The organism is Metabacillus crassostreae (assembly GCF_016908395.1).
Taxonomy (GTDB): Bacteria; Bacillota; Bacilli; order Bacillales; family Bacillaceae; genus Metabacillus; species Metabacillus crassostreae.
In genome coordinates this window covers 578,738-605,682 of the sequence record NZ_JAFBDU010000001.1, presented here as the reverse complement: position 1 = coordinate 605,682, position 26,945 = coordinate 578,738, and the positions used below count along the sequence as shown (strand labels likewise).

General features: G+C 31.1%; 33 protein-coding genes and 1 pseudogene. 4 read left to right on the top strand and 30 right to left on the bottom strand.

The window, feature by feature from the left end:
• Positions 1-35 precede the first annotated feature (35 nt).
• From JOC75_RS03385 to JOC75_RS03360, 6 genes are all read right to left on the bottom strand, one after another.
• Complete coding sequence (locus JOC75_RS03385; protein ID WP_204952694.1) at positions 36-605, bottom strand: GNAT family N-acetyltransferase; 570 nt, start codon at positions 603-605, stop codon at positions 36-38.
• Positions 606-940: 335 nt separating this feature from the next.
• A complete protein-coding gene (locus JOC75_RS03380) occupies positions 941-1,498 on the bottom strand; it encodes a cysteine hydrolase family protein (RefSeq protein ID WP_204952693.1) in 558 nt (185 codons plus the stop codon).
• Positions 1,499-1,955: 457 nt separating this feature from the next.
• Positions 1,956-2,588 carry a type 1 glutamine amidotransferase family protein gene (locus JOC75_RS03375; protein WP_204952692.1) on the bottom strand — a complete coding sequence of 211 codons (633 nt, stop codon included), beginning with the start codon at positions 2,586-2,588 and terminating at the stop codon, positions 1,956-1,958.
• A 74-nt stretch (positions 2,589-2,662) separates the two neighbouring features.
• Positions 2,663-3,625: a helix-turn-helix transcriptional regulator gene (locus JOC75_RS03370; RefSeq protein WP_204952691.1), complete on the bottom strand. Its 963-nt coding sequence runs from the start codon at positions 3,623-3,625 to the stop codon at positions 2,663-2,665.
• Between the two features lie 222 nt (positions 3,626-3,847).
• The gene (locus JOC75_RS03365; protein WP_204952690.1) at positions 3,848-4,210 is read right to left on the bottom strand and encodes a DUF5412 domain-containing protein; all 363 of its coding nucleotides are present in this window, start codon (positions 4,208-4,210) and stop codon (positions 3,848-3,850) included.
• A 451-nt stretch (positions 4,211-4,661) separates the two neighbouring features.
• Complete coding sequence (locus JOC75_RS03360; RefSeq protein ID WP_204952689.1) at positions 4,662-5,570, bottom strand: helix-turn-helix transcriptional regulator; 909 nt, start codon at positions 5,568-5,570, stop codon at positions 4,662-4,664.
• Between the two features lie 77 nt (positions 5,571-5,647).
• Between JOC75_RS03360 and JOC75_RS03355 the strand changes: the two genes are divergently transcribed.
• Entirely contained in the window at positions 5,648-6,103 is a 456-nt protein-coding gene (locus JOC75_RS03355) for a VOC family protein (RefSeq protein ID WP_204952688.1), read from the top strand.
• A 279-nt stretch (positions 6,104-6,382) separates the two neighbouring features.
• Here the strand turns inward: JOC75_RS03355 and JOC75_RS03350 are convergent, their stop codons facing one another.
• The 3 genes and pseudogenes from JOC75_RS03350 to JOC75_RS03340 form a co-directional block, all read right to left on the bottom strand.
• Positions 6,383-6,520, bottom strand: a complete 138-nt coding sequence (locus tag JOC75_RS03350; RefSeq protein ID WP_204952687.1) for a hypothetical protein — start codon at positions 6,518-6,520, stop codon at positions 6,383-6,385.
• A 79-nt stretch (positions 6,521-6,599) separates the two neighbouring features.
• Positions 6,600-6,875 carry a hypothetical protein gene (locus JOC75_RS03345; RefSeq protein WP_204952686.1) on the bottom strand — a complete coding sequence of 92 codons (276 nt, stop codon included), beginning with the start codon at positions 6,873-6,875 and terminating at the stop codon, positions 6,600-6,602.
• Between the two features lie 121 nt (positions 6,876-6,996).
• Positions 6,997-7,533, bottom strand: a pseudogene (locus tag JOC75_RS03340) (ATP-binding protein).
• 179 nt (positions 7,534-7,712) lie between these two features.
• Between JOC75_RS03340 and JOC75_RS03335 the strand changes: the two are divergent.
• Positions 7,713-8,162: a hypothetical protein gene (locus tag JOC75_RS03335; protein WP_204952685.1), complete on the top strand. Its 450-nt coding sequence runs from the start codon at positions 7,713-7,715 to the stop codon at positions 8,160-8,162.
• Here the strand turns inward: JOC75_RS03335 and JOC75_RS03330 are convergent.
• The 3 genes from JOC75_RS03330 to JOC75_RS03320 all read right to left on the bottom strand — a co-directional run bounded on the left by JOC75_RS03330 (position 8,149) and on the right by JOC75_RS03320 (position 10,048).
• A complete protein-coding gene (locus tag JOC75_RS03330) occupies positions 8,149-8,469 on the bottom strand; it encodes a VOC family protein (RefSeq protein ID WP_204952684.1) in 321 nt (106 codons plus the stop codon). The two genes, JOC75_RS03335 and JOC75_RS03330, sit on opposite strands and share 14 nt — an antisense overlap.
• 131 nt (positions 8,470-8,600) lie before the next feature.
• A complete protein-coding gene (locus JOC75_RS03325) occupies positions 8,601-9,500 on the bottom strand; it encodes a PhzF family phenazine biosynthesis isomerase (RefSeq protein WP_204952683.1) in 900 nt (299 codons plus the stop codon).
• Between the two features lie 212 nt (positions 9,501-9,712).
• A complete protein-coding gene (locus tag JOC75_RS03320; protein ID WP_204952682.1) occupies positions 9,713-10,048 on the bottom strand; it encodes a hypothetical protein in 336 nt (111 codons plus the stop codon).
• A 240-nt stretch (positions 10,049-10,288) separates the two neighbouring features.
• Between JOC75_RS03320 and JOC75_RS24450 the strand changes: the two genes are divergently transcribed.
• Complete coding sequence (locus JOC75_RS24450; protein ID WP_204952681.1) at positions 10,289-10,744, top strand: UPF0715 family protein; 456 nt, start codon at positions 10,289-10,291, stop codon at positions 10,742-10,744.
• Positions 10,745-10,798: 54 nt separating this feature from the next.
• Here JOC75_RS24450 and JOC75_RS03310 read toward each other — a convergent pair whose 3' ends face one another.
• The 14 genes from JOC75_RS03310 to pdxR all read right to left on the bottom strand — a co-directional run bounded on the left by JOC75_RS03310 (position 10,799) and on the right by pdxR (position 23,191).
• Positions 10,799-11,305, bottom strand: a complete 507-nt coding sequence (locus tag JOC75_RS03310; protein ID WP_204952680.1) for a MepB family protein — start codon at positions 11,303-11,305, stop codon at positions 10,799-10,801.
• 186 nt (positions 11,306-11,491) lie between these two features.
• Positions 11,492-11,899 (bottom strand): hypothetical protein, encoded by a 408-nt coding sequence (locus tag JOC75_RS03305; protein ID WP_204952679.1) that lies wholly within the window; start codon positions 11,897-11,899, stop codon positions 11,492-11,494.
• 209 nt (positions 11,900-12,108) lie between these two features.
• The gene (locus tag JOC75_RS03300; RefSeq protein ID WP_204952678.1) at positions 12,109-12,759 is read right to left on the bottom strand and encodes a hypothetical protein; all 651 of its coding nucleotides are present in this window, start codon (positions 12,757-12,759) and stop codon (positions 12,109-12,111) included.
• Entirely contained in the window at positions 12,756-13,613 is an 858-nt protein-coding gene (locus JOC75_RS03295; protein ID WP_204952677.1) for an ATP-binding cassette domain-containing protein, read from the bottom strand. Before JOC75_RS03295 ends, JOC75_RS03300 begins: the two co-directional genes overlap by 4 nt.
• Positions 13,614-13,622: 9 nt before the next feature.
• A complete protein-coding gene (locus JOC75_RS03290) occupies positions 13,623-15,695 on the bottom strand; it encodes a hypothetical protein (protein WP_204952676.1) in 2,073 nt (690 codons plus the stop codon).
• 259 nt (positions 15,696-15,954) lie between these two features.
• Positions 15,955-16,458 carry a hypothetical protein gene (locus JOC75_RS03285; RefSeq protein ID WP_239589261.1) on the bottom strand — a complete coding sequence of 168 codons (504 nt, stop codon included), beginning with the start codon at positions 16,456-16,458 and terminating at the stop codon, positions 15,955-15,957.
• 192 nt (positions 16,459-16,650) lie between these two features.
• On the bottom strand, positions 16,651-17,175 hold the full coding sequence (locus tag JOC75_RS03280; RefSeq protein WP_204952675.1) for a GNAT family N-acetyltransferase: 525 nt from the start codon (positions 17,173-17,175) through the stop codon (positions 16,651-16,653).
• A 358-nt stretch (positions 17,176-17,533) separates the two neighbouring features.
• Positions 17,534-17,950, bottom strand: coding sequence for a YrvL family regulatory protein (locus tag JOC75_RS03275; RefSeq protein ID WP_239589260.1), 417 nt, complete (start codon positions 17,948-17,950; stop codon positions 17,534-17,536).
• A 452-nt stretch (positions 17,951-18,402) separates the two neighbouring features.
• Positions 18,403-19,104 carry a class I SAM-dependent methyltransferase gene (locus JOC75_RS03270; RefSeq protein WP_239589328.1) on the bottom strand — a complete coding sequence of 234 codons (702 nt, stop codon included), beginning with the start codon at positions 19,102-19,104 and terminating at the stop codon, positions 18,403-18,405.
• 101 nt (positions 19,105-19,205) lie between these two features.
• Positions 19,206-19,412: an HXXEE domain-containing protein gene (locus JOC75_RS24165; protein WP_204952672.1), complete on the bottom strand. Its 207-nt coding sequence runs from the start codon at positions 19,410-19,412 to the stop codon at positions 19,206-19,208.
• A gap of 2 nt (positions 19,413-19,414) precedes the next feature.
• Positions 19,415-19,624 carry an HXXEE domain-containing protein gene (locus tag JOC75_RS24160; RefSeq protein ID WP_204952671.1) on the bottom strand — a complete coding sequence of 70 codons (210 nt, stop codon included), beginning with the start codon at positions 19,622-19,624 and terminating at the stop codon, positions 19,415-19,417.
• 522 nt (positions 19,625-20,146) lie between these two features.
• Complete coding sequence (locus JOC75_RS03255; protein WP_204952670.1) at positions 20,147-20,557, bottom strand: VOC family protein; 411 nt, start codon at positions 20,555-20,557, stop codon at positions 20,147-20,149.
• Between the two features lie 517 nt (positions 20,558-21,074).
• On the bottom strand, positions 21,075-21,437 hold the full coding sequence (locus tag JOC75_RS03250) for a hypothetical protein (protein WP_204952669.1): 363 nt from the start codon (positions 21,435-21,437) through the stop codon (positions 21,075-21,077).
• Between the two features lie 347 nt (positions 21,438-21,784).
• Positions 21,785-23,191 carry a MocR-like pyridoxine biosynthesis transcription factor PdxR gene (pdxR, locus tag JOC75_RS03245; RefSeq protein WP_204952668.1) on the bottom strand — a complete coding sequence of 469 codons (1,407 nt, stop codon included), beginning with the start codon at positions 23,189-23,191 and terminating at the stop codon, positions 21,785-21,787.
• 104 nt (positions 23,192-23,295) lie between these two features.
• Between pdxR and JOC75_RS03240 the strand changes: the two genes are divergently transcribed.
• Positions 23,296-23,739 (top strand): GNAT family N-acetyltransferase, encoded by a 444-nt coding sequence (locus JOC75_RS03240; RefSeq protein WP_204952667.1) that lies wholly within the window; start codon positions 23,296-23,298, stop codon positions 23,737-23,739.
• Between the two features lie 644 nt (positions 23,740-24,383).
• On the opposite strand, the gene JOC75_RS03235 is transcribed toward JOC75_RS03240, so the two are convergent.
• The 4 genes from JOC75_RS03235 to JOC75_RS03220 form a co-directional block, all read right to left on the bottom strand.
• Positions 24,384-25,061 carry a DUF3169 family protein gene (locus JOC75_RS03235; protein WP_204952666.1) on the bottom strand — a complete coding sequence of 226 codons (678 nt, stop codon included), beginning with the start codon at positions 25,059-25,061 and terminating at the stop codon, positions 24,384-24,386.
• Position 25,062: 1 nt separating this feature from the next.
• Positions 25,063-25,266, bottom strand: coding sequence for a helix-turn-helix transcriptional regulator (locus JOC75_RS03230; RefSeq protein ID WP_204952665.1), 204 nt, complete (start codon positions 25,264-25,266; stop codon positions 25,063-25,065).
• A 377-nt stretch (positions 25,267-25,643) separates the two neighbouring features.
• A complete protein-coding gene (locus JOC75_RS03225) occupies positions 25,644-26,264 on the bottom strand; it encodes a class I SAM-dependent methyltransferase (RefSeq protein ID WP_204952664.1) in 621 nt (206 codons plus the stop codon).
• Between the two features lie 243 nt (positions 26,265-26,507).
• On the bottom strand, positions 26,508-26,927 hold the full coding sequence (locus tag JOC75_RS03220; protein WP_204952663.1) for a VOC family protein: 420 nt from the start codon (positions 26,925-26,927) through the stop codon (positions 26,508-26,510).
• Positions 26,928-26,945 lie beyond the last annotated feature (18 nt).

The window sequence follows — 26,945 nt, the reverse complement described above, 5'->3', positions numbered from 1 at the left end:
TTAATGAACAATTGCCTTGTCAGTTTTTTTGAAAATTACTCAATAGAATTCTTATAATAAATGAGATTATCTGTCCATTCTCCAAATTCAAAAATAAACCCTTTTCTAGTACATTCATACTTCATTCCAACACTCTCTGCTAAATTCAATGAAGCAGAATTATCTAAATTGATATGGGCTTCTATACGGTGGAATTTCAAATGATTAAAAGCAACATTAAGTGCTTCTTCTACCGCTTCTTTTCCATACCCTTTTCTCCAATACTGATTATGAATTGTGTATCCTATCCTACCCCATTGAAAGTCATCTCTTGCTAAGGTTGAAAAATCCACCATGCCAAGATGTCTACCATCTTCTTTTCTAAACACTCCAAATACGTGTGCAGTATCTGTAAGTGCTAACTCTTGGTGTTTATCCACCAGATTATGAAACCATTCCTGAGTGCACTCACTCATATCTATTTTTCCGTTATCGTATCGATATTGAGATGGATAACGGTTTTCAAATTCATTTAGCCAATTTTCATAATCGGCTTTCTGTAATGGTCTTATTACTAATCTTTCTGTTTCTGAAACAATCTCAAATGTTCCTTCTGTCAATTTCAATGTGACATTCTCCTCTGTATAGACCTGGTCCTAATGGCAAAACCTACTATTTTTAAATTGATATAGTTTATATGCCTTAAGACATCAAACCTTTCTTTAAGTTATATAAATATAATACTATTATGTATTTATAATATATTTAAACTTTTCTGCCGGTTAGTGAAAAAGCGATTGTTCTTATTGAACACTCGCATCCGTTACTTTAAGTGTAATAGTTCACATACTTTAACATTTTAAATGATATTCCATTCTACCTTAATAAGTAATATCAAAGATAATATCCCAATTTCTTAAATCGAACTAAGAAATTGGGATATTGTTCTACTACTCAATTATTACCTATATGAATTATGTGTTGTATAAAATAACTCTTCTTCTGTATTTCTTACAATGGAAAAGTTTTCAACATTGTAATGTCCATGAAGAGTTTCGTTATGATGATTTATAATTTGTTCGGCACTTAAAACATCACCGTCTGTTGTAGAATGTCCATCTCCAACTAAGGTGACGTCCATTCCATTAATAGTTGCAGTTCGGACTGCACTATCTATGCAGTGTTGAGTTGCACATCCCATTACAACAACATGTCCAATCTCCTGAGATTTCAAGTGATTTAGAAGTCCTGTACCATGGAACGAATTCGTTGCAGTTTTTTCAAAGAAAGTTGCATTTAAAGGTACATTAATTTTTTTATGAACTTGAAAACCTTTACCTATTCCTTCTGCAACCTCCAAGTCCCTTACAAAGACAATAGGAACATTAGAATTATTTGCTTTTTCAATCACTACATTGATATTTGTGATAAGTTGTTCCTTTTTGTAAACAGCACTTTCTTCTTGATTCCCTTCAATTAACTCCTGCTGGGCATCAATGATTAACAATATTTGCTTCAAATAATTTTCCCCTCTCAAATTTAGGGAAACGTTTTTATTTAATTTGACATTTTCCCCTTAATGTTTATAACGTCGATATATTTTTCCATTTTCATAATATCTACCTCCTACACGAAGATTCTCCTCTAATTGAGTGTTGAAATTTAAGGCAGTTAAATATTAACATATTATAGTTGAAATAACACCTCATATCGTCAATTAGTTATTTCACTATCCTGCACCGTTAGTGAAAAAGCGACTGTTCTTGTTGGGGTACCATCAAGAAGATGCGGATTTGCAACGTTAAGAAATTTTCAATACTAAAAAGCCCAAATTCATCTTTAATTAAAAGAGAAATTCGGCTTTTTCATTTCTCCATAACCATTTTTAATTTATATTCAATAACCATGCTTTGACATTGTCTAAAGCATGGTTATTATTTAAACTAATATGAATCTGCTAAGCTACTTTTTTTAGATCAACTATTTATTGAATCCATTAACTGGAAGAAGTATTCAGGTTTATGAGTCTTATTTAGGTTATACCATGAATGTAATGCATCTGGTGTAAATACATCCATTATTTTCAGTACCTCCATTGCAAATTCCAGAGGAGCTATTCCTGATGCAGTAACTAAATTCACATCAGATACTACAGATCTCATCTCATAAAGCTTTTCTCCTTTATAGTAAGGACATACCATTTTTGTATATTCTAAGTTATTACTTGTATGCTTTCTAGTATCTAAGTATCCCATATTCGCGAGGCCCTCAGTTGCACCACAAATTGCAGCAACAATAGTGCCAAGCTTTAAAGCTTGGCCAATTCTTTCCAAGATAGGTTTATGAATTTCTTCACTCCAAGTAGTCCCTCCTGGTAAAATTAAAAGATCTTTACACTCAAGAGTACATTCATCAAGGGAAATATCTGGTTTTATGCTCAGTCCTCCCATAGTAGTAATCATTTCTATATTAGCTCCTACTGTAATTACTTTTAAAGGTGCTAAATTTTTTTTGAAATATCTCCCTGAGTTTAGTTCAGCAATTAAATATCCATATTCCCAGTCCGACATTGTATTAAAAACATATAGAAAAACTTTTTTTGTTTGCATCCAATAACACTCCAATCACAATTGATATAGCTATTATAATAAAACTTCCCTGACAGCTAACGTCAGGGAAGTTATCATTCTTGATGAAATTTTATTAATTCCGACAGAACTTCAATAAGTCTTTTCTTAAGACTTATTGGCTCAATAACTTTAATAGATTTATTGTACGGTAAAAGTAAATAAGGTACATATGTATGTATCATATCTTTCTCAAGAAGAAAAACTGCTTGATTTGAAGTCCGTTCTTGTAAATAATGTCCTAAAAACCAATGTTGGCAAATATCAGCCAATACATTTTTATCACCACTAATAACCAAAGAAATAAACCCTTCATTATCTTCTATAGTTGGAAGAAGATTTTTCATAAAAAAGTCACGTGCTGAAAAATTTTCTGGTCGGTTAAACTTATTTTCGGTTAGCATTAGACTTTCAATTCGATCTACTCTAAAACTACGTATATCATTCCTAAGATGACAAAATCCAATCACATACCACTTATTATTCCAATAGATAATTCTGTACGGATTCATCAATCTATCATTTAATTGCTTTTCGCCACTTTTATGGTACATAATTTTTACTGAGTACCCGCCAGTTACGGCCAGCTCCAACTCCTTCAAAAAAGGTTCCATAGCGAGAGAACTTAATCGACTTATTACTTCAAGACTTGTTAAATGTTGGTTTATCTTTGTTTCCTGCTCTTGATTTGAGTATTTACTTAGTTTTGAAATGGCCCTATTTAATGCTTCACCTCCATAATATCCGGCTTCTTCTGCAAAAACAGCAGCGTGAAATAGTGAAGTTTGCTCCTCAAAATCAAAAAAAAGAGGTGCCTCAACAAAATTGTTCAATAAAGTGTATCCACCGTTATGTCCTGGTTCCGAAATTATAGGTACGCCACTTGTTGAAATTGTATCAATATAACGATACACAGTCCTTATATTCATCTCTAACTTTTCTGAAATTTGTTTTGCAGTAATTTTTTCACCTGAACGAAGCATCCATAAAATTGCTAACATATTGTCAATTTTAGGCATATAATTCCACCTTTATATGAAATTTAATTTCTATTATATATTTCCGATTATTGGTATAACTCATTAACTGTACCTTTCTGATAGCTTTCTATATAATGAGGAGCTAGACAAATTAGTAAATGTTTAATACCTTCTCTTCTCACTAAACTGCACATTTATTTTTATTAACATAGAAAAAAGCACTCCTTATAGAAGGAATACATCCCTTATTTTAATTAGCAGTTACTCACGTCTAAAATCATACTTTTCATCAAGTACATCTAATGAATGTCCGTTAATCACTACTGTATCATCGTCTGTCCAAGAAATATTTGCAGTGTCTTCTTCATAGTTCCAGTAGATATTTTTAGTTTTACTTTTTCTTTCATTAAAAACTAATTCACCACGAATTGAATATGAAGTTGTTGCACCTCCATTAGCGACATAAGCTTTTAGGGTATATGTTCCATCAGGTGAGGTAACTTCTGTTAGATATGCTCCTGTTGGTAACCTATTCATATCAAAAAAGGCCCAATAAATAACATAACCGACCAATGCAATAAATAAAAATGAGACCGTAATAAGCGTTTTAAAAACCTTTTTCATTAAACTCTCTCCTCATGGAACTAGTCTTACCCTTTCATTTTAACATTAATTTCCTTTTATTTAATATACAAAAAGCTCTCCTGTCTTTATGCAGGAACGCTTATTGCAACGATTCCTGATTTTTCAGACCGTAAACATTTATTTTCACTTATTTGATCGCTTACATTTTACTATGTGCGAAACCACTCATATTGTATTCGAAAGGATAAGTTCAAAAGTGGGGATTTAGAATTTAATTAAAGTTCAAACAAAGGAGGAATTGACAGATTACTTGAGGAAACTTCAAATACAGCAAGGTTTTGTTGGGTAAAAGTAAGCATGAGTGAACAAATTGAGAAAATAGTGGAATGATAGTGGTCACTTAATTCATAATTGAGGAAAGGTTGGAAATTGAATTTGGACCTTCTGATATCCATCATGAATCTTAAAAGCTGACTGACCTATAACATTTTTATTTGTAAAGTTTCATTGCGTCCTCTAGAAAGTTTAAATATTTAGAAACAAAACCTTTTGGCTTCATAATTTTAACTTTATTACCGAATCCAGCTATAAATTGGTAGGCAAATTGATTCTCTGGCAATTCAATTGTCGCAAGGTAACTTCTTTTATTTACCTTTGTAACGGCATTTTTTCCGTACCTCTCGATAAATTGATCTCTTACAGAAACATCTATCGCTAGTTGTACACTAACCACATTTTGTTGTACATTGTGTTTTTTTTCATCCTTAAATTCCTTTTCAGACCTTGGGACAAAAAAACCGTCTTTTTGGATATTTATTATCCTCGTCAATTTAAACGTTCGATAATCCTCCCGTTCTACACAATAACCAATAAGATACCACCGCATCTCACTTAAATGTAATTTATAGGGTTCTACGACTCTATAAGTTATGTTTCCTGTTTGGTCTACATACTCAAACTTTACTAACCAATTATTTTCAATTGCCTTCTTGATAAATAAAATTTCTTCCTTAATTTCACTTCTTCCAACCCAATCATAAAAAGATAAATTAAGTTTTGGAAAAATATCTTTGCTAGCCATTCCTTTGATTTTTTGAATAGTGGTTTTAACCTCTTGATTCGTAATTAGTCCCTCAAAACCACCTAAAGCTATGAGTATATTTTCAATATCGTTGTGATTTAGTAATCGTTTGTCGAATTTATATCCTTCCATTAGCGCATATCCCCCTTCAGCACCATATTCCGCATAAATAGGGATGTTTGAATAACTTAATGCTTCCATATCACGTTGAATCGTTCGTTTCGTTACATTAAAAAGTCGACTAAATTCTGATGCCGACACAACTTCTTTTTGTAACAAGATCATCACTATCGAGATAAGTCGTTCAATTTTTTTCATATTCCCCTCCCATATACGACATACTGTTGTCGCCTATGTCCTATTATACTTCAAATATGAAAAGGAGGAATTAAATTATGAAAGCAATATCTTATCTACAATTTGGTGGAAGAGCAGAAGAAGCGATAGCCTTTTATGGAAAAGCATTACAAGCAACAAATGTTAAAATGGTGAGATTTGGTGCTTTAGGTCAAGATCCAAATGCTCCATTAACGGAAGAAGAACAAAACATGATTATGGAATCTCGTATTGAGTTTTCGGGGAATAGTTTAATGATCTCTGATGTTCCGCCTTTTATGCAAGCTGCAGCAGGCAAAATCACAACAGGGAATACCGTCTTAATTAGTATTATTGATGCTGATCCAGAAATGAATAAACAATGTTTCGAAAAGCTTTCGGAAGGTGGTAATGTGATTATGCCGATATCTTCTACCCCATGGTCAGCAAGTTTTGGAATGTTAGTCGACAAATTTGATGTAATGTGGAAATTTAATAGTGATGCGAGTAAATTTCTAGATAGTTTCGTAGATTAATTTTGAATTATCAGAGTGGGTGTCCCGGCAATATTTTAATACGATACACCCACTCTAATCCATTATTAACAGACCCTGAATTACCTTTATGATTGGTGATTGCAGGGCTTGTTTTATTTTTATTTTAGTTTGAAATTTTATTAGAAGTAGGGATGTAATTGGACAAGGAAAATTAATTTATAGTAGGAATGAGTACTAAACACTGCAGTATAACATAAAACCATTAGTGAAAAAGCGACTGTTCTTATTAAACACTCGCTTACCGTTAATTAAATTTAATTATTTGAAGACCAGGTATAAAATAACTGCTACAACAACAATAAATCCACCTATTGTTGGGCTTCCATAAACCGCTCTATTCCATCCATCATCAGTATCAATTTTACTTTTCTCAGGTTTATCTTTATCTTTTCTCAACGTATTCTCCCCCGATACCTGTTTCGTTAGTGAAAAAGCGACTGTTCTTATTGAACACTCTTACTTTGTTAGTTGAAGATCAACCACTAATTTCCCAAAATTTATTTATTACATATTTTAATAGATGATATGTACCAAATAACAAAATAACACCTACGAAACTAATGGTGAAACTATCACCTTTGAAGATAAAAGGACTTAGGATTTCATTGTTAAATATATAAGCAATTAAGTAATATACAAGGACAATAACAAGGAATAATGACATGCCCAATTTTGTAATCCTTTTGTTTTTAACAGACCATATTAATCCTACTACTACAACAATGAAAAAAATCCACGCACCAAAATTCATAATCTACCACCTAGGCTTTTAATAATCGAAATGACTTTATCTTCAAAGTTGAATTAATAACATCCTTCTGTCAAAACCTACCCGAAATCTGTGTTACCTTTTCAGTTACGCACCTTTTAGTTCAATTAGTATTTAGATAATCTAATACAATATCAACTCTTTCATTGACTGAATAATCCCCTTCAATTTTTAATATTGGACAAGATAAGTCTGCCATTCATTATTCGTGTAAAGATTTACTTCCAACTTCCATTCCCGCACTATCATATAAAGAGGCCCACTCTAAGAATCTTTTTGATTGTTCATATTTACTACCACCTGCTAATATTTCATTTCCATAACGTTGAAATTCCCTTTGTTGTAGCCTTTCAAGCCTTATATTTTGTGGAAGCCATAAAAAAATAACTAGGTCAAAATAATTTTTAAAGTGATCACCCAAACCACACACTGCACCAGAAAGAATAAAGTTTTCATTATGTGATAAATCTTTTTCAAGCAACCGTCTTCTTTTATGTACTTCTCTTTGTTTAGTGAATTTAGTTGTCCAAAAGAAATCATCGGTATCAAGATGAGTATGAGGCAAAACTTTTGATAATGAAGAACCAAGTGTCGAAGTTCCAGCCCCCGATGCTCCCATTATGTGAATTTTCTCTTTCATTGTTCTCCTCCTAAGGTACTTTTTTGTAACAAAAAACTATATGCTTCTCCTACTCTTCCGCTCTTTATTTTAACAATTTTCTGTTTTTAATTATATCTATAGGAAAATCTTGTATTTTTGTTAAAATGAAATTAATGGAGTATTTAAAGCATTGATAAATGGATTTAGGAGTGAATGAAATGCGAGTTATTATGTTAATCTTAGGTTTGTTTATTGTATCTTCCTTAACGGGATGTTTTGGGGAGGATTATGACTTCTCTCCGCCGACAGTGACTGTAATGAATGGTCAAGATGAAACCATAGAGTTAGCAGAAGCTAATATTGATTGGTATCATGACAGTAAATATAACAAAGAAACAGAAAATATCTATTCATTTGCAAAGGAACAAGATACATTATATTTAAAAGCTGGTGATGAAGCCTCATATAGCTTAGAGAATGGTCATTTTAATCCGAGTGGAAAAGGAATAAGTATTTCAGTGTGGAAGAATGATCAAAAAACTGAATTAGAGTTAAAGGATGTTCAGACCTTTTCACTACCAAAGGAAATTGGTGATTACACCTTAGTGCTCGACTTAAATACAGATAAAGGAAATGCCCAATATGTTGGGAATATCAGTATTCAGTGATTTCTAAGTGGGCTTGCAGTTTAGTAAAATGTATCTCATCTTGTCCTTCTTCTAAATTTAAGCTTACTCTCTCCTTTATCCATTTTTTAGCTTCAATAAATTTATTTGAAGGAATATTGAAGGCAAAATGATAGTAAGGATTACTTGTAATTACTCTATTTGAAGTGAATTCTAATTCACTACTACCGACAGCAAGCCTAAAGCTGTTATCACTCTCTTCAGTCAAATTGAATCCTAATTTGTTAATATAAAAATCTTTCATTTCAGTTAATTTAGTTGTTTGTAAAGTCATTGATTTGATTTCCATCTAAGCTTCTCCTTTCATAATAATAGTTTAAGATCTAGCTTTTTATAAGTATCCTGCACGGTTAGTGAAAAAGCGAATGCTCTTACTGAACACTCGCACTCTTTTGTTTAAGTACAATGATTACACAAACTTTAATTTTCTAACATCACTTGAAAATCTTTAACATAAACTGCATTTCCAGTAATTTGAACTTCAAATGATTCACTATTTTTGGAAACTTGTACGACTACCCGACCATCTTTTTCAACTTCATGACCTTGTTCAACTATAAGATTCAGAGGTTCTATAAAACTATTTTTTATGTATTTTGCATAATAAGCCCCCATTACTCCTGAAGCAGTACCAGTTACTGCATCTTCAATAGTACCTGAATAGGGTGAAGAGAAGTGTCGAGCATGCATATCAGCTTTGGGATCATATGTTTCCAGACAAAAAGGATGAACAGATGATTTAGGCATTTCCTTTAAAATTTCAGGGAATTGTTTATTATTCGGTACCATTTTTTGAAAAGCACAAAGTTGTTTTACCGGAATTAGCAAAGTCCAAGTACCTGTACTTCCATAAAGAATAGGCAAATCAGAATGAAGGTCTGATTCTTTTAATCCTATTGAGTTTGCTAATTCTTCTTTTGAACCTGTAAATTCATTGAATTGAGGAGAAGCCTGTTTCATCGTTATAACTATTTCTCTATCAACAGATGTGCTAATTTTAATCGGTAGAATACCAGCGTTTGTTTCAATTGTTATTTCTGTTTTATCTCCCAATAAACCTTTACTTTTTAAAGCATAAACAGTTGCCATTGTGGCATGACCACATAAATTCATTTCATGACCTGGTGTAAAAAATCTTATTCTAAGGTCAGCTACATCTGATTTAACTGGAAAAGCCGTCTCATTAAAGCCAACTTTGAAAGCAATCTCTTGCATTTCTAAATCTGTCAATTCATCACCGTTTAAAACTACTCCCGCAGGATTTCCCTTGTTAGGCTCTTTACTAAAAGCATCATAATGATAAACCGTTATCGACTTCATAACCAATTCCCCCCTTAGATCAAATTATATATATTTCATTATTTTACCATTTAGATTTAATTTCTTGGTCAAAAATAGTCCAATCTCAATAAAAAATAAAAGTTTTTACTTGTTCCAGAAACACCTTCTTTGTTGTCTAATTGTTCAATTAACCTGGACCGTTAGAGAAAAAGCGACTGTTCTCACACTCGTTCCCTTTAGTTGAAATAAGATTAGTTTTTTTTCACTTTGGATAACACAAAATAAGAAACTAAATATAAGAGGGATAAAAGGAGAAATACTATTAAAATTGAAAGTAAGAAATTCTCATGATGCCATATTGTTCCACAACACTTAATTCCATAAAAATAAGGTAAAGGTGGGTCAATTTTAACCCAAGTCAGCTCAACAAATCCTACGGGAAATCCTATTTCCATAGGGAAACTCTCTTCTAACTCGTTATATGTATTTATCATTTTACCGTCAATGAAAGCAGTGGAAAAAACCAAAATGGCCGAGATAATCATTATTAATGTTAGAGATACTAACTTTTTTATAATAAATCTCACTCACAGACCACCTTTCTTTCTCTATAAAATAATTCTATCATTTTTGTGCACTTCTCTTGAACAAGCCTCCCGCATTTAAGTGATTGACTTCACATTATCATAAATTTTCATACTAAAATCATAGCAAAAGGTAAATTAAGGTATAATAAAAGGAATCGTCATATTAGTGAGCGATATAGAAAATCAAAATAAATAAATTAATTAAATTATAAAACGATAGCAATTGAAAGGGAGAATGAAATGGCAATAAAAATGTCTAATGAAATAATAACTAAAATTGTAAAAATATTTCCCCTTTGTTTATTAATTTTAGTAGTTTCTTCTTTCTGTTTCTACCTTTTAATTAGTATTCTAGAGGGTGAATACCTTTATTTCCTATTATTATCTAGCACTAATTTAATTCCTTTATACTGTGTTATTATATATTCAATTTTTGCAATACCTTTACAAATATTTCTAAATAGTAATCCAAAGAAATTCAATTTATTTTATCTCTTCTTTTATACTATTTGTTCATTTGTGGCTCTATTTATAATATCTATAGTGTTATTTACAATATCGTCAATTGACTTATTAAAAATGGCAGGATATTACAAATTTAGTTTCTCCATAGCTCTTATTTTTTGGTTTTGGGATTCTATCTTTTCGCAAACTAAAGTTATAGCTAGTAACAAACTCCATAGTGCTCGTGATTAGCTACAGCTTAATTTCTTACTTAATGGGGATTTTAGTATAATTTTTGATAGACTATTAAGAATATAACTTTAATAGTCTTTGTATTGGTAAATCATTCGGATTATTCAACTCAACAAAATAGTCTAATTGCCATTTTTGTGTTTCAATAGCCTGTTTGCTAGTAGGTTGTTCCCATATAGGATATACTCTAATTGCCATTTTCCCTTTTGTAGTAGTTGTGTTAAGGATTTTTTGTTTCACTAGAACTTTCTTTGGAAAAACGAATTGTCCATATTTATTATTACTAGTAAATGTATTGATAACCAATAAATCAATAGCTTGTTCATACGAAAAAGCTCGGTTTTTATGATTCCTATCTTTTTCCCAAAAAGCAACAAACTGTCCTATTTTAGTAGGTGTTTTCTTTGCTACTCTAAACCTAACCGATTTCGAGTTTAACTGAAATACACCCGCTCCGTAGTCAGAATTTTGTTCTTCTTCTCGAATATTTTTTATAATGAAGTAATTTGGCTCATAATATGTTTTATTTACATATGTTAACGCCTCGTAAAATTCATTCACTACTTATACTCCTTATTTTTATGAACAAGATTAATGCTCTATTAAAGTAAGATTATCCTAATTTCAAACATTGCCTTTACCAACATAAAGTACTCCTTTGAATCTTTAATGCTTTCTCTCTAGAACTTGCTTCTGTAGCACATAAAGTAGTCTTGCTATACAACTTCGTTTGTAACTAAAATATTCCTAATATCTTTCTATAATTACTACATCATCGGAAGGAGTAAGATACTCCTTTTCACTCAATTTAAAATCAGCGCCTTGACGGTCTATCTCTGCATATTGAACTACTTCATTCTCTTTCATGAAAACCAAAAGATATATATCGTCTCTCCAATCAATATTACTAGGATCCCTAAAATGAACATTTAATTGTTCATCTATAAGCTTCTGAGAACTATAAGGTTTAAAAAGGAAACCTTTATCCCAATCAAAATTAGCTAATGTTTTAATACGTATTTCAGTATTATTTATATCTTCTACTATAGAATATATTGATTTCTCCAGTTCTACATTATGGTGAACTTTATTAAGGATGCTATATCCTGTTAGAACTAATAGTAGAAGAAGAACCCCAAAAATAACTTTCCTCAAATTAAATCTCCTTTCTTTATTTTAATAGAGATGATAGGAAACTTATTCTCTTACGAATACATCAACAAAAATATCCAATTATATTTTTAAAGTTTTATTATTCACTTAAAAAGTCAATCTTCAACTTTACATAATGGTAATTATATTAAAGCTGACAACAAAGTGTTTACTTTATCAATTCTATTAGTTTATATGGTGGACCTGAAAGATTATATAAGAGTTCTTCTCGCTAATATAAAATGGCTCAATACAAAAAGTAAAAATGCGAAAACAATGTTTATTAAAGCCTTTTCTAGTAATAATTGATAGGAGCTTTCTATATCAAAAAACATTATGTTATAAACTGGCATTAACTTAGATCCACCAGTAAAGTATTTACCTGCTACATAACCTACAATACATAGAATTGGGATGACAATATTTCTTGTTAAGACTATTAAACAAAAGCCTAGCGCACCATAAAGAATGCTTTGGGGAATATATTGTAAAACTTGTATACTAAATAAAATTTCTTCATGTCTTTGAGATATAAGGAACAAACAAATTATAAATAAAGCCAAAAAACACAATAGAAACATTAGAGCACGTAGTACTCCATGAAAGAAAATAGACACAGGATACGTAAACAGTACTTCTCCCATATTATCCTCATAATAATCAATAAACAAATACATACACCACCATGCTGCAAGTGGACATATGACAAATTCAATAAATATAGATAACTTTCTTGCGATTTCTGGTCCTAGCTCAGAGTAATTAAAGAAAACCAAAAAAAGTAAGGCTAGTAGTGGAAGAATGGCTGATAGCCCCATTGATTTGATTTCAAAGAAGAAATCAATTTTTCTTATACTCTTCATATTTCTTTCTCTTCTTGGATAAAGTATAAATAAGCATCCTCAAGACTTGGTTCTACAATATATTCATCTTCACCTTTTGTTGTAAAGTACCTGACGATATACTTATCTCCACTTTCCTTTGTAGAGATTACTCTTAAAGAATCTAAATCTACTTGATCAAGTAGAAATGATTTTTCTGCTACTTTACCTCTTACTAAACTCAATATCTCGGTTTTCGTCCCAAATTTAATTACTTTACCATTCTTTAAAATACAAATTTGATCACAAGTTGTTTCAATATCTTCAACGATATGTGTAGATATAACAATATTACGGTTTTTACCTAGTTTTCTAAGCAAGCTTCTAAAGCGTACTCTTTCTTCAATATCTAGACCTACTGTCGGCTCATCTACGACAAGCAGCTTAGGGTTACCCAATAAAGCTTGTGCTATTCCAACCCTTCTGAGCATCCCACCAGATAATTGTCTAATTTTATTTGATTGGACATTAAGTAAATTGACTTCTTCTAACGTTGAATGGATAACATCCTGCCTAATTCCTTTATCAATTCCCTTTAGTAAGGCTAAATGATTGAGGCATTCCATAATCGTCATATTTTTGTACATTGAAAAGTGTTGAGGCAAGTAGCCAATATGTTCCCTAACTTCTGTTTTATTTTCCCACAAAAGTTGACCAGCGCGAATTGTCCCACTACTTGGATCTATAAGTGTTGTTAAAATCCTCATTAAAGTTGTTTTCCCAGCTCCATTTGGCCCCAGCAAACCAATCGAACCTTTTATTTCTAAATTCACATCTTTTAATATTTCTTTTCCTTTAATGTTTTTATGTATATGGCTAAGTACGATTGTATCCATAAATTCACCTCACATATTATTGTACTTATTCAACAATGTATTTAATTCAGCCCAGCCTTGTCCTTCTCGAACTAGTTTATACCATTCTTTATAGAGAGGGTGGTGACTATTATTTGCTTCATCTTTTTTAAGCCATGTATTCAATTTCCCTAATACAGAGTTTACCTTTTCATTAATTGTTAATTTATGTTCTATAAAATTATTAACATGGTCAGTATCATCATTTAATCTCATTTGTTTATTTAATAGTCGTGCATATATAAGATTGAACAAGGTGTTAAATTCATATTGCTGTTTATCGTAAGGTAAATCCCTTGTTGTAAAAGCAGGGACGATTTCATAAGTTAATTCATCTAAAAAGAGATTGAAAAAATCACGATCTATATCTAGATATATTGGAGTTCCTATTATAATGCTTTCATGATCAATGAAAGCACTTTCCCCAACTAAAGAATCACTAATATTAGTTGTAGGAAGAAAGTAAATTTGCTTTGGTTTATTCGCATCTATTATAGAAAGTCCCTTTTTCAAATGAGTGTATACATTGTTAACATAGGTTTCAAATTTTCCAAAACCGTGGATTGAATCCTCCCAAGTGATAGGATATATGATCGTTACATCCTGATATTTCTTTTCATTTAACATTCCCGAAATAACAGTTATTCCAGAAGAACTGTTTCCGCTCCATTTATTTTTTTCTTTCTTGTCTAAATTAGTATAGATTTTTTTATTGTAATTGACTGTTAGTTGATAGTTCGTCTCTTGCATATATTTATGGGAAATTCTATGTAAGCCATTTTGTTTGGTAACAATGTCAAAAGCAGGTGCATAATTGATACTAGGAATCCACGCTAAGTGATTTGGTAAATATATTGATTGTTGATTGCCAAAATATAGATCTGTTTGAAGCCCCTCATAATCAAACGTAACCTTAACTTTCTGACCTATACCAAGCTCTTTATTTAAACGAATTTCAACTCTATCTCCATCCTGAAGAAATTCTACAATTTTCCCATCAATTTCTATATGATTTACTTTTAATTCATGAAAGAGGGTAAAGAAAAGCTTACTTAAGTTATTATCTCCCGTATTTAGTACCTCAATATCAACCTCTAAATGTAATTGTTCCTTTGGTTCTAAAAGAATATTTACATTTTCTAGCTTTATATTCTGCATCTCAATTCGAATATCAGTATCATATTTCCGATAGTAGTCTATTATTCTAATTGTGTCATCGACTAAGAGTTGCTTCTCTTTCATTAATCCAAAAGTGGAAGCAATAACAATAATTACACAAATAGCCGCTGTTAGAATAAGCTTTTTATTTACAAAAACTATTTTTTTCTTAATAAAAAGCATCAAAAATATGAGAAAAATCAAAGTAATCAAAAGTAGTTTTTTCCAAAAATGAGCAGGTTCTAGTGAGAATCCGTATAAAGCGTGATAATTACTATGTGGATTAGGTTCACCTAAATTAAACCATTTATCTAAAGGTACATGAAAAAACCTGTTTAAGGATTCTAAAAAAACATAATTAATAGGGATTAACATACAATAAACAACTAATGATAGTGGATAAATAAATTTCCCTCTTATCAAACTTGCAAGAAGCATTCCAATTAAATAAGAAATAAAAAAGGATCCGCTCCAAAAAAGACCTATGTAGATGAATACAGATCTAAGATAAGAATATTCTAATATAGGTTGTCCATAAAAAAAGAGCAGATAGGCTACAAAAATACTTATTTGACCTAGTAATATAAAGGTTACTCCAACCAGGCATTTACCTATAAACATCGTGAAATAACCCTTATGGATAATGGTAGATAACTCCTCCATACTACTAGATTCTTCTATACGAATCATCCAAATACCAAATAATAAGTAGGTTAACATCCCCGCGATGACCAACTGACTCGACGTATTTAAAGCACTTGGTGGAGAAAAAGTGTCATATCGATATAAGTAGAATATATAAAATATATAACTATGTAATAGGATAAATACGAGTGGAATTAACCTAGTTCTAAGCACTAGCTTTCCTGAAAACAATGCTGTTTGTATGGTTTTACTAAAGTTCATTATTGCACCTCTATGACTATATAAACCTTTATATATTGATGATTTAGATAATAGAAAACAAAAGGATAATCAACTATTTTCTTGTTACTAAATTTTTATAGTTTTATAAGACTCATTATACTTTAACATATTTATCCAATAAAGTTATACTAGAAATTTACAATTTTAGATTCTATGAAAAAAGGCGCATTTCGTTAAATGCGCCTTTTTGTAGAACCATTAGTTTGTTAAAGTTCAAATTGTTCTATTTTCTTGAAGGTCATCGAATACATATCTTGTATAGTATCTTCTCCCTTTCTATCATTATACAACCCCACTCCCAAACTTTTATATTGTCATCTCCTTCAGATTTAAGAACCCCTACAGTATAGCTGTTACCAGGAGTCCAATCCCAAGACTCATCATATTCAACATCTTTTTCAGTAAAAGGAATATGACTTGTAGTAGATATAAAAAAGAATGGGATATTGGATTCTAAGTATACATCTGAGTATTCACTTTCTGCAGCTTTGTAGAGATTATCTTTCATAATAAAGACTGCATCATATAAATCTAACTTTTCACTTGATAAATCATTAAAAGAAATTTCACTGAATCTTACTTGTTCCTCTTTAATTTTTGGTGGATCTCCAATAACTGCTATGCTTAAAGATTTACCATCATATAAATCAAAATCAAGATTAGTAGAACAAGCTGATAAAGAAAATAAAAGTACAATAACGAAAATAATTAAAATGTGTTGTTTTCTTTTTGATAATTTCATATTCAGTCTCCTCACTAATAAACAATATAAAACAACAAAACTAGGATATTAATCTATTATGTTTAAAGTAAATAACATTATATTTTAACAACATGTATACGTCTATCTAATTTCTCTTGCTTTTGCTTCGACCTATTCTTTTATAGCTATTTTACTATGTAATCATGGAGGGTTCTTTAAAATATTGCAGCTTTAGTCTAAGTCCGAACGCAACATTCCATATATAATGCTATCTGTCCATTCACCTTTATTCCAAAAATCCTGAATGAGATGCGCTTCTTTTCTCATACCTATACGTTCACACAATTTTTGTGATGATTTATTTCTTGCATCAAGATTGGCTTGTATGCGATGCACATAAAACTCTTCAAATAACTTCCTGACTAAACCACTCACTGCTTCTGAAGCGTAACCTCTTCCCGAAACTTTTTCAGAAAAGCTAAAGCCAATTTCAACAGTATCTTTCATATCTGTATACCACACAGATAAATCACCTATTACTTGATTATGACTTTCTACTGCCAAACTTAAAGCTGTATCCTTTGTGAGTACACTGTTTTTTAGCTTTTTATTAAATTTTTCCTGCATATTTTCATATGTCCAATTATCATGTAAGAGATATCTACATGTATCCTCATTATTGTATATATGAAATACATCTTGCATATCGTCACTCCGATACGTCCTAATTGTTAATCTCTCAGTAGAAAATTCCATAAAAAACTCCTCCTACGATGCCTGTTCAGCTAAACTGCATCTCTATTTCAAAAAATGAAAAATGCAATTACTAATTAAAAGGCTCTTTTCTAAAAGATTGTTGCTGCTACTAGATTTGGTATAATTGTTCTATGGTTATTAGCTTTAGCCATTACATCAATGTAAGGGCTAATACAAACGCATGCTTTTATGTTAATCCTTCCTTATATTATGTATCTCTTATAATGTGCCCATCCTTTTTAAAGTTTGCGCGTTGACAAGAACCGAAATGCATTATCAATACCAAACATATACCTTCTTACTTGAGAACCTTTAAGAAATCACGCCTTTTCATAGTCCTAGAAGAGCACCCGCTTGTTTAAGATTTACTTTCATTTTCTTTATCTTCAAATACCATTTCAAGTGAAGTCAGTAATATCGCAACTATAAGTCCTGTTTTCAAGGTGAGAGTAATACCACCCATAAACACATCAACTATAGAAAGAGATAACCAATTTGATAGACTTTGAATAGTAAACTTGATAAGCAAAGTTTCAAATTCCCCTGTGATTTTTTCTGTAATTAGTTCAGAAATTGGTTTAGAAAACAGTTCGACAATAAAAGCGAGAATAAAAAAACTAATAACAAAAATAATCAATGACCAAGCAGAAGTGTACTGAATACCAAGCAATTTAAAAATACCCGCTATCCCAAACAAGTAAATCCCTATAATAAAGCCTAGTATCACTGCTATAAAAAGTGTTACTCCCACTACGGTTCCTATTTTTTGCTTCAAATTTTGTTTACACTCCTTCATCTTAATACTCTTCTTTCCTCAAAAATCTATCTCAATTTGAAATTTTCTTCAATAACTTCCAAGAAAATCCACCTTTCGCTTTTCCTTTCTCTGTAAAACAGAGTCCAGTATTAAATCCACAATTTAAAATGCAATTATAGATCCATTAGTGGGTATTTCATATCTTTTGTGTTTATGTAATTTAACATTTTTCAGGAATATATTTATAATAAAATCCCTCATCTTGGTAATGTGAAAATATATCGTAAATATCCTTCTTCGTATTCTGCATCTTAACAACTCTACTTTTTTCCATTTAATGTTAATACGCTTAAAATGGAAAAAAGTTTCAATACATGTGAGTAATTTCTTCTTGAACTACCCTGCACAATTAGTGAAAAAGCGACTGTTCCTATTGAACACTCGCCACCCGTTCCTTCTATGAAGTTATATCAATACTTTGAAATTGCACTTATTATTAAAAATTGTGGACTTTTCATAAGTCGGTCATAGTTTTCAGGTGCTTTATCTTTAAATGTCATTGTAGGCTGGGGCTCAATAACTTCTTTAATAGCAAAATATTTAAGTGTTGTGTTTAAAATATCACTTAGAGGTCTTCGATAAAAAGGTACTTCATATAATTTACCTTCTTTATTCCATTTATCAATTATTAATTCAGTTGAGAAATATTTAGGGTCTTGGAGTAATTTTATATCTGATATAGGGTGATGTACCGAAAACAAAAGGATACCTTTAGGCTTCAAAATCCTTTGAAATTCACTAAAGGTATAATCCCAATTCTTTAAATAATGTAGAGTCAGTGAGCTTACAATAAAATCAAAAGAATTATCATCAAAAGGTAATGCATCCTCTAAATCTAGACAAATAACCTTTGCCTTTTCTCCTATACGCCTCTTTGTAGAGTCAACCATCTCAGGACTAATATCAGTTGCCACAACATTAGCTCCTTTACTGACTAATTGGAAAGTATACCAGCCAGCAGCACAGCCAGCATCTAATATAGCTTTACCATTTAAGTTTTCTGGCAACTGACTTAACATTGATGGTCTTTCATATTCACTATTATACAAGCTGGTTGTGTCCAGATTATATTCGTAAACCTTTGCAAGTTGATTAAATGTTCCTTTAACCATTTCTTTCACAACTTCCCCTCCATTCATACTACTTAAATTCAAACAAAAAATGCGATATTCCTACTTGAAATAACCTGCAGAGTTTGTTTATGAACACTTTATTAATTTAATCGGTTTAATAAATATAATGTATAAGGAGTCACTAAAAAAATAGCTGTATAAAGCCCTGGAGTATAGGTTTTTAATAACCATGACTGAATAACATGTGCTACATTATGTAGTAAAACAAATGTTAAGAATGATAGATACATTACTCCAATCCATGAGCTTTCTAAGTTTTGGATTTTCAAAAATGTAATGAATGACATTGTTATAAATAAAAAACATCCCTTTTGGCAAAGGTATATGAATTGACATTCCAAAAATTCCAGATTTGTTTGTGTATCCATTTGCTTTCATCAGTTATCTTGTTTTTATTTTTCATTGACCACTTTTCTACAGCTATAATTTCTTCAAAATCATGAAGCATAAATATTACTACAAATAACCATATAACATTATACAGTTCAACTTGAAACATTTATCTCTCCCAATTTATTACCTTTTTATTTTTCATGTGACTTCTTATTGCATTAAACTGCCCTTTACTTCAATAAACATAAAAGTGCTACTGCTTTGTCTTGATCTTCAACTCTTGCACCCATTAAGTGAAATTGTTCACAAAAAAATAATGGTTTTCTAGCTTTTAAAACTAGTTTAATAGTTGAATCCTTTGAAACTCTCCTTAGTCTCTCAAATATAGCCCTTCCTTCAAACAGAATTAAGCTTCGGTAAAGAAGTTGGACCCATACTTTGAAGATTTTAAAATCTCACTTTCACTATTACTTATAACTTCTGTAAAGAACCTATACATCTTCTTATATATTCCGATTAATAAATCGAGACTCAGATGCAAATAAATTCTTGAACATAAACACCCTTTAATTTTATTTGGCAACTATAGCGATGTTTTACATATTCCTTCTTAACGTAATCAAAAAGGCAAACATCATGTGCTAACCTCTACAATCCTTAGTATGAATCACTTAATTATCAGGATAAATTATTTTATTGCACTTTCATCCATAAAAAAAAGCTCACAAAGATGACCGTCAATATCCTCAAAACCCCATCCAAACATAAAACCATGGTCTTGTTGGTCCTTTGAAGGTTTTCCACCTACTTCTGTAGCTTTATTTACAACCTCAATGACTTTTTCTTTACTATCAACAGATAGTGCCAAGATTACTTCATTACTTTTTGTAGAATCCGCAATTTCTTTTTTCGTAAAAGTCTTAAAATGATCTTCAACTAATAACATAGCAAATATATTATCATTAATAATCATGCTTGCTGCGAATTCATTTGTAAACTGAGCATTGAATTCAAATCCCAATTTAGAGAAAAATTCCTTAGTCTTATTTAAATTTTTTACTGCTAAATTCACGAATATCTTATCAGCCTGAAAACTCATGCTACTCACCTTTACTATAGTATTGTGAGTCATTCACACTATAGTTCTCTATTTCACTAATTAATTCCTTCCAGGAATATATTTATTTTTCTGAATTAATTAAGCGACATAAGTTCCTGGCTTCCTTATTAAACTAAAGGACCCTTTTAAATCAATAAGAAACTTTGGATTGATCTAAATAATAAATATACATATCAAACTGTAACCTTTTTGATCTTTTGAAAGTCTCTTATCTCATTACCAACATCAAGATTTAGCGAATTTTTTCAATAACTGCTATTTAGCTTTTAGGTTATGTGTTAATTACTGACGATTTTAAGTTTCAACCATCTATGATGTTGTTTTTAGGTTTCTGTCACCTAATTAAAGAGGAAATAGTAGTTTTAAATAACTTCAGATTCATAACAGGATGTTTAATGCAAAATTGAATAATAATTATCTATCTTCTCAATGGCTAAAGGCATTCAAAATTTAAACATGTCTTCTAACTTGTTATCGACTACTAGCTTCAAGTAATTTATATTAATTTAATGTGGCTCTCTACCTTTTGTAGTACATCTAATCTTTGTTTAATATCAATATTGTTAATGCTTTGTTTAGACCAGATTTTGGGTAGTTTACCGCTTTCTATATAATTTAGTGCTTTTCTAAAAACATATTGGGAAGTACCTTTTCTATCTATAAGAGCTTCAGCTATTAAAATGAAAATTGTCATTTCCATTTCTTCTGACCTGCTTCTGTGTTCAGTATAAAAGTCAATAAGAAAGTGTGCACAATCTTCTAAGCCATTTGTGTTATTTTGCTTAAAATCATCAATTAATTCCACCCTTATATTTTCAAATGAAAAATATTCTTTTTCACCATCAATTTTTCCACTCATAAACTCACACTACTCCATTCTTCATCTTTGATTACTGATTAACACAGTAATATCTTTAATTGCCAATTCCATTTTCTGTCTTTGCTCTGATATCACTTTATTCACACTTTTATATGCGGTAGCAAGAGCCCTGAAGAATATATTTACCTAAAAAGATGATAGATATAGATCGCATATTTTTACTCATACTTTTCTACCACTATTTCCAAAATTTATTGTTCCACAAATCTGCTCCGTCCTTTGAATTACTTCCACTAAATAGGGGGGTTAATCCTTCTTTTATTAGATGATTATCATGGTGATAGATGTCTGAATTCCATTAGTTTAATAATATACAATCAACTTAGTTAGAGTTCCCATGCTACTTTTAATAGCCTAATCCCTATATGGATTTCAGTTTCTGTTAATCCCCCGAAACCAAGTAAGATTCTATGAACTTTGCTTTGAAGTCCATCTTGATAATATATTGATAGTGGATAAACCTTTACCCCCTTACTGGCTGCTTTACTAATTAGCTCGTTTTCATTCATATTGTTTTTCACTTCCAAGACAATATGGAGTCCCGATTTCTGTCCAATTACTTTTACCTTTTCTCCTAAAAGATTCTTAATTGCTGAGGTTAAGGTCTCATGTTTTTTTCGATAAAGTGTCCTCATTTTATTTAGATGACTGTCCCAATGTCCATCGTTAATAAAACGGAATAGAGTATCTTGATGTAATCGAGATACTGTTTGTTTATATATAGTAAAATGTTCTTCGTATCTATTCAACAGTGAGGATGGTAATACAATATAACTTATACGAATTGAAGGAATTAACGATTTTGAAAAAGTACCTAAATACACTACCTTTTCATTTTTATCTAATCCTTGTAATGAAGGAATAGGTTTCCCTTTATATCGATACTCACCGTCATAGTCATCTTCAATAATATACCTATTCTTTTCTTCTGCCCATTTTAACAGTTCCATTCTTCGGGAGATAGGCATTATCATTCCATTTGGAAATTGATGAGATGGTGTAACATAAACAACATTAGCATCTGTTTTCTTTAAATGGGTAATATTTATCCCATCTTCGTCTAGAGATATAGGAACAGTTTGTACCCCTAAATCTTGTAAAGTAATTCTTGTCCTATGGAAACCAGGATTCTCAAGGGCATAGGTATGTTCTTTACCGATAATTAAACACAATAATCCTAATAGCACCTGAATTCCTGCACCAATTACGATTTGTTCTGGAGAACATCTAACACCCCTGGAAGCATAAAGGTGTGCTGAAATCTGCTCACGAAGGTTAACCTCTCCTTGGGGATTTCCCATGTAAAACAACTTTCCTTCGTCCTCGTACAATGATTGAAGGGTTAATTTCCTCCATATTGAATATGGGAATAGTTGTAAATCAACTTTACCTGAATTAAAGTCGATCATTGGTTTTTCTTGTATTAATTTTGTTTTTGAATCCACCTTTTCACAGCTTTGGTTTTGGTTAATTTTCAAATCATGGTTAACAGTTGTAACAAATAACCCTTTTCGGGGTTTACTTTCCACATATCCCTCTGCACTTAATTGCTCGTATGCTGACTGAATTGTGTTTATACTTAACCCAAGGTGATTGGCTAAATTTCTCTTTGAGGGTAATTTTTCATTTGGTTTTATTCTTCCACACAAAATTTCTTGTTTAATGTGATTGGCAAGTTGTATGTACATTGGTTTGCTGTTTTTATTATCTAAAATAAGTGTTATTTCTATCATATTTGTCTCTCCTACAATCAATCTGGTACCATTAAAATCTTTATATCTGGTACTTTTGATTATACCAGATGTGTTTTAATATGGATTAAAGGAGATGAATATTAATGGCAAATGAAGAATCTGTTTTAATAAAGAAACTGAAAAACGTGAAGGAATGGAAAGCAGCTTTTCCAGTAATGAAACAATTAAGGACACATTTGGGTGAAGAAGAGTTTCTTGAATTGATTCAAGAGGCTTCAGAAAAGGAGCATTATCAACTACTAGCTTTATATGATAAAGGAAAAATGGTAGCAGTAACAGGCTATATGCCAATGATTACATTATACAATGGGAAGTTTATTTGGGTTTGTGATTTAGTTACAGATGCCGATAGCCGCTCTAGAGGATATGGAGAAACGCTTCTAAATTATGTACATAAATGGTCAAAGGAAAATGGCTTTGATATGGTTTCACTCTCATCAGGATTACAGCGAATAGATACTCATCGCTTTTATGAAAATAAGATGGAATATGACAAGGTTAGCTATGTTTTTTCAAAAAGATTTTAAAGTGGAATGAAGAAAAAGACCCAATGAATCTTTGCATTTAAAATTATATCGGAGTAACTTCTTTAATCTATCTTAGTGTTACTTCTATTATTACAAGTAAGAACAATCGGACCCCTAATAAAGAAATTAGGATGAACTAAGTAGAAGTTCATCAGCTTTTAAACTAGGTTAATATCAAACGTTTTAAATCCTAAAGTTGCCATGATCTTCATTACTTTTCTTCCTCAATTTGTGAATAGTGGAAACAATGTTACGTTTCAACTCATTACTATGGGTATCATTTATAGCCTACAATCAATAACATGTTTTTTTGTTTATGTTTTTTTCATAACTATTTACGAGAATTGTTAATGTCAACTAAAATTCCAAGTATCATAACAACAGGACTGGTCTTAACTGGATTTGGGTTGAAATTAGCCCTTGAAAAACTACAATAAAGACAAAAACATTGGGTTATATGCCCAATGTTTTTTGTTTTCTTACTGAATTATTCTGCTCCGTTAGTTTATAAACACTTCATTAAATAAATTGGTTTAACAAATATTTGTATAGTTAGTCACTAAAAAATAGCTGTATAAAGCCCTGAAATAACGGATTTGAATAACCATGCCTGCACAACATCTGTTACATTTCTTGTGACCCTTTTATTTATTTCGAATCGATGCACAATACTTTCCATGGACAACCAGTAAAACTGCTCCCATTACCATAATTGAAAATAGTTGGGATTGACCCGATGTAATGGAATAAACCGTTGAAAGTATAATGGCAATGAATAAAGATATAGTGAGTAAATTGTAGGATTTATAGAATCCGATTAGCATAACATGTCGTTCACCTTCATCTGATGCTTCTAACAGCTTTTCTGCATAATTTGCATCTGATAATTTCGGAAGACCTCGCTCTGGGTAAATTAGTTGTGTTAGATGAGAGATAAGCATAGATAAAAGGTAGCATATTATCATCCCTACGGACGCCATAACTGTGAGAATAAGTGTTGTATTTATACTAGCTGATATACATAAAGCTAAAAGCGAGATAGTAAGACTAGCCTGAACACAAAATGAGTAATCAGTAAACTTTTTATAAATCAGCACATCTACTTCGTCTTCATCGTCACCATAAACTTCTTTACGATTCAAATTAATGATTTGTCTGTATTTTACTAGGCTTACCACCAGCAATATGATAATAAGTACTAACATACCGACAACAATAGTTTCTCCATATTTAGTGAAATCAAAAGTAAAGCCATTCAATAATAATGTTACAACAACAAATCCAATGACCGCACTAAAAAGGAGTTGTATCAAGGTTTTCATGTTATAATTCATCCTCCTCTACTAAAAATACATTCTCAACAGGTTCACTAAAAATTCTGGAAATCCGAACGGCGATTAATAAAGACGGGATAAACTCTTCACGTTCAATCAAACTAATGGTTTGCCTTGAAACCTTTGCAAGCTTTGCAAGTTGTGTTTGGTTTAGCCCCTCTCTAGCACGAAGCTCTTTCAGTCTGCTTTTCATATTCACATCACCTCACACTAATATCGTAAACGATATTTATCATTTTGACAAGTATATTTGTCAAAATGATAAATATATAGGTCATTATTCCAAAAAAAGATGATTATACTCTGCTTCACGCCTCATTTACACAGTCTAATTCACAAAAAAACGTCTCAACTCCATGATTATCAAGGAATTAAGACGGGTTAACGATTTAAATTTAGTTGTGATAATAGCTATTTTACACGAAGTTAAGACTTTAAGAATAATAGAGAGTTCCTCCCTACCTTCAAATCTATTGATTATTTATATCCCACTGGAGAAGCGTTTAATATGTTTATTAGTTAAAATGAAAAATTACATCTTTCACACTCAGGCCCGATTGTGGATAATACTTATCCAATATTAGTAGATTTATTTTCTTTTATTCCTTTAATACAAATCCATTTTTTATTTGCATGCTCATAAAAACTAACCGAAGCAAATCCTGTCTTTTTAAGCAATTGCTCCATTTCCACTTTTGTTTTATAAGATTTCATATGATAATTTATTTTGTATAACTCGGCTGAAATTAAAAAACATCCTCCTGGTTTCAATACTCTACAAACTTCATTAACACTCTCTTCTAAATCAGACCAAAAATAATGTGTCTGAAATGCTGTGATAATATCAAATGTATTTTCTGGAAACGAGATATCTGTAACACTTGCTTGCTTAATATGTACTTTACCAGTCGCTACATTGTTTTTATTGGCTCTTAAAGAATCTTTAACTGCTTGGTCGGAGTAATCTATACCGAATATTTTCGCGTTTGTGTTAATTTTTGATAATAATAGTATTGTTTTCCCGCCACCGCACCCTACATCCAACACAACCGACTCTTCTTTCATTTTTATCTTCTCTAAAGCCCATTTGTTCATATTAGTATGAGCGGTATTCATTATCCTCAACATCATCGATCCTATGATTCCATTAGGATTCTTAGCTTGTTCTATTAACTGATTTAAAAAAATCAAATTCTACACATCCTATATTCAAGTTAACTTTTTATATTCAATGTGAATATAATAATTCCCTCTTCAAATATTATATTTTCTTGAACTATCCTGCGCCTTATATAGCAAACGATCTAAACATAATTTATTATTGTTGAATCAGAGTTATCCCTGCTTACTTCACTTTATATTTACCTTAATAAAAAAACTGCACCGCTTTTAAGGTACAGTTTTTGGTAGTTAAATAAAAAATAAATCTTGATTTTATTTTGAGATTAAATATTTCTCTTTGAAGATAGGGCTAAGTTCACTCCATACATCAAATTTATTGCAATCTAAATCATAAAAAATAAAATTCCTTCCAGCGTGTCCCCTGTTTTCAATATCTCCAACTCTTATCTCATTATTTATAAAATCCTTATGCAGTGCTTCCAATGCGTCTAAACCATTTACTTCAAATGTTAAAGAAAAACATTCAGCACCATAAAAATCAATAAAATTAGAACTTTGACTTTCATTTGACTTCACAAGAAAAAAACTTTGATTTGCAAGGTTTAAAATAGCTTTGTCGTCATCTTTATAAGATAACTCTGCACCTATTTTATTTACATACCATTCAGCTGAAAGCTGTACATTTGTTACTGGAATATAAGTCGTTCCAACCCTCAATAATTTCTCACCCATTTTATAAACTCCCCCCAA

Excerpts from the sequence above, each read along its gene's own strand:
- JOC75_RS03375 (WP_204952692.1), bottom strand. The coding sequence starts at position 2,588 with ATGCAAACAAAAAAAGTTTTTCTATATGTTTTTAATACAATGTCGGAC.
- JOC75_RS03370 (WP_204952691.1), bottom strand. The coding sequence starts at position 3,625 with ATGCCTAAAATTGACAATATGTTAGCAATTTTATGGATGCTTCGTTCA.
- JOC75_RS03365 (WP_204952690.1), bottom strand. The coding sequence starts at position 4,210 with ATGAAAAAGGTTTTTAAAACGCTTATTACGGTCTCATTTTTATTTATT.
- JOC75_RS03360 (WP_204952689.1), bottom strand. The coding sequence starts at position 5,570 with ATGAAAAAAATTGAACGACTTATCTCGATAGTGATGATCTTGTTACAA.
- JOC75_RS03355 (WP_204952688.1), top strand. The coding sequence starts at position 5,648 with ATGAAAGCAATATCTTATCTACAATTTGGTGGAAGAGCAGAAGAAGCG.
- JOC75_RS03345 (WP_204952686.1), bottom strand. The coding sequence starts at position 6,875 with ATGAATTTTGGTGCGTGGATTTTTTTCATTGTTGTAGTAGTAGGATTA.
- JOC75_RS03335 (WP_204952685.1), top strand. The coding sequence starts at position 7,713 with ATGCGAGTTATTATGTTAATCTTAGGTTTGTTTATTGTATCTTCCTTA.
- JOC75_RS03330 (WP_204952684.1), bottom strand. The coding sequence starts at position 8,469 with ATGGAAATCAAATCAATGACTTTACAAACAACTAAATTAACTGAAATG.
- JOC75_RS03325 (WP_204952683.1), bottom strand. The coding sequence starts at position 9,500 with ATGAAGTCGATAACGGTTTATCATTATGATGCTTTTAGTAAAGAGCCT.
- JOC75_RS24450 (WP_204952681.1), top strand. The coding sequence starts at position 10,289 with ATGGCAATAAAAATGTCTAATGAAATAATAACTAAAATTGTAAAAATA.
- JOC75_RS03300 (WP_204952678.1), bottom strand. The coding sequence starts at position 12,759 with ATGAAGAGTATAAGAAAAATTGATTTCTTCTTTGAAATCAAATCAATG.
- JOC75_RS03295 (WP_204952677.1), bottom strand. The coding sequence starts at position 13,613 with ATGGATACAATCGTACTTAGCCATATACATAAAAACATTAAAGGAAAA.
- JOC75_RS03290 (WP_204952676.1), bottom strand. The coding sequence starts at position 15,695 with ATGAACTTTAGTAAAACCATACAAACAGCATTGTTTTCAGGAAAGCTA.
- JOC75_RS03285 (WP_239589261.1), bottom strand. The coding sequence starts at position 16,458 with ATGAAATTATCAAAAAGAAAACAACACATTTTAATTATTTTCGTTATT.
- JOC75_RS03280 (WP_204952675.1), bottom strand. The coding sequence starts at position 17,175 with ATGGAATTTTCTACTGAGAGATTAACAATTAGGACGTATCGGAGTGAC.
- JOC75_RS03270 (WP_239589328.1), bottom strand. The coding sequence starts at position 19,104 with ATGGTTAAAGGAACATTTAATCAACTTGCAAAGGTTTACGAATATAAT.
- JOC75_RS24165 (WP_204952672.1), bottom strand. The coding sequence starts at position 19,412 with ATGTCATTCATTACATTTTTGAAAATCCAAAACTTAGAAAGCTCATGG.
- JOC75_RS24160 (WP_204952671.1), bottom strand. The coding sequence starts at position 19,624 with ATGTTTCAAGTTGAACTGTATAATGTTATATGGTTATTTGTAGTAATA.
- JOC75_RS03255 (WP_204952670.1), bottom strand. The coding sequence starts at position 20,557 with ATGAGTTTTCAGGCTGATAAGATATTCGTGAATTTAGCAGTAAAAAAT.
- JOC75_RS03250 (WP_204952669.1), bottom strand. The coding sequence starts at position 21,437 with ATGAGTGGAAAAATTGATGGTGAAAAAGAATATTTTTCATTTGAAAAT.
- pdxR (WP_204952668.1), bottom strand. The coding sequence starts at position 23,191 with ATGATAGAAATAACACTTATTTTAGATAATAAAAACAGCAAACCAATG.
- JOC75_RS03240 (WP_204952667.1), top strand. The coding sequence starts at position 23,296 with ATGGCAAATGAAGAATCTGTTTTAATAAAGAAACTGAAAAACGTGAAG.
- JOC75_RS03235 (WP_204952666.1), bottom strand. The coding sequence starts at position 25,061 with ATGAAAACCTTGATACAACTCCTTTTTAGTGCGGTCATTGGATTTGTT.
- JOC75_RS03230 (WP_204952665.1), bottom strand. The coding sequence starts at position 25,266 with ATGAAAAGCAGACTGAAAGAGCTTCGTGCTAGAGAGGGGCTAAACCAA.
- JOC75_RS03220 (WP_204952663.1), bottom strand. The coding sequence starts at position 26,927 with ATGGGTGAGAAATTATTGAGGGTTGGAACGACTTATATTCCAGTAACA.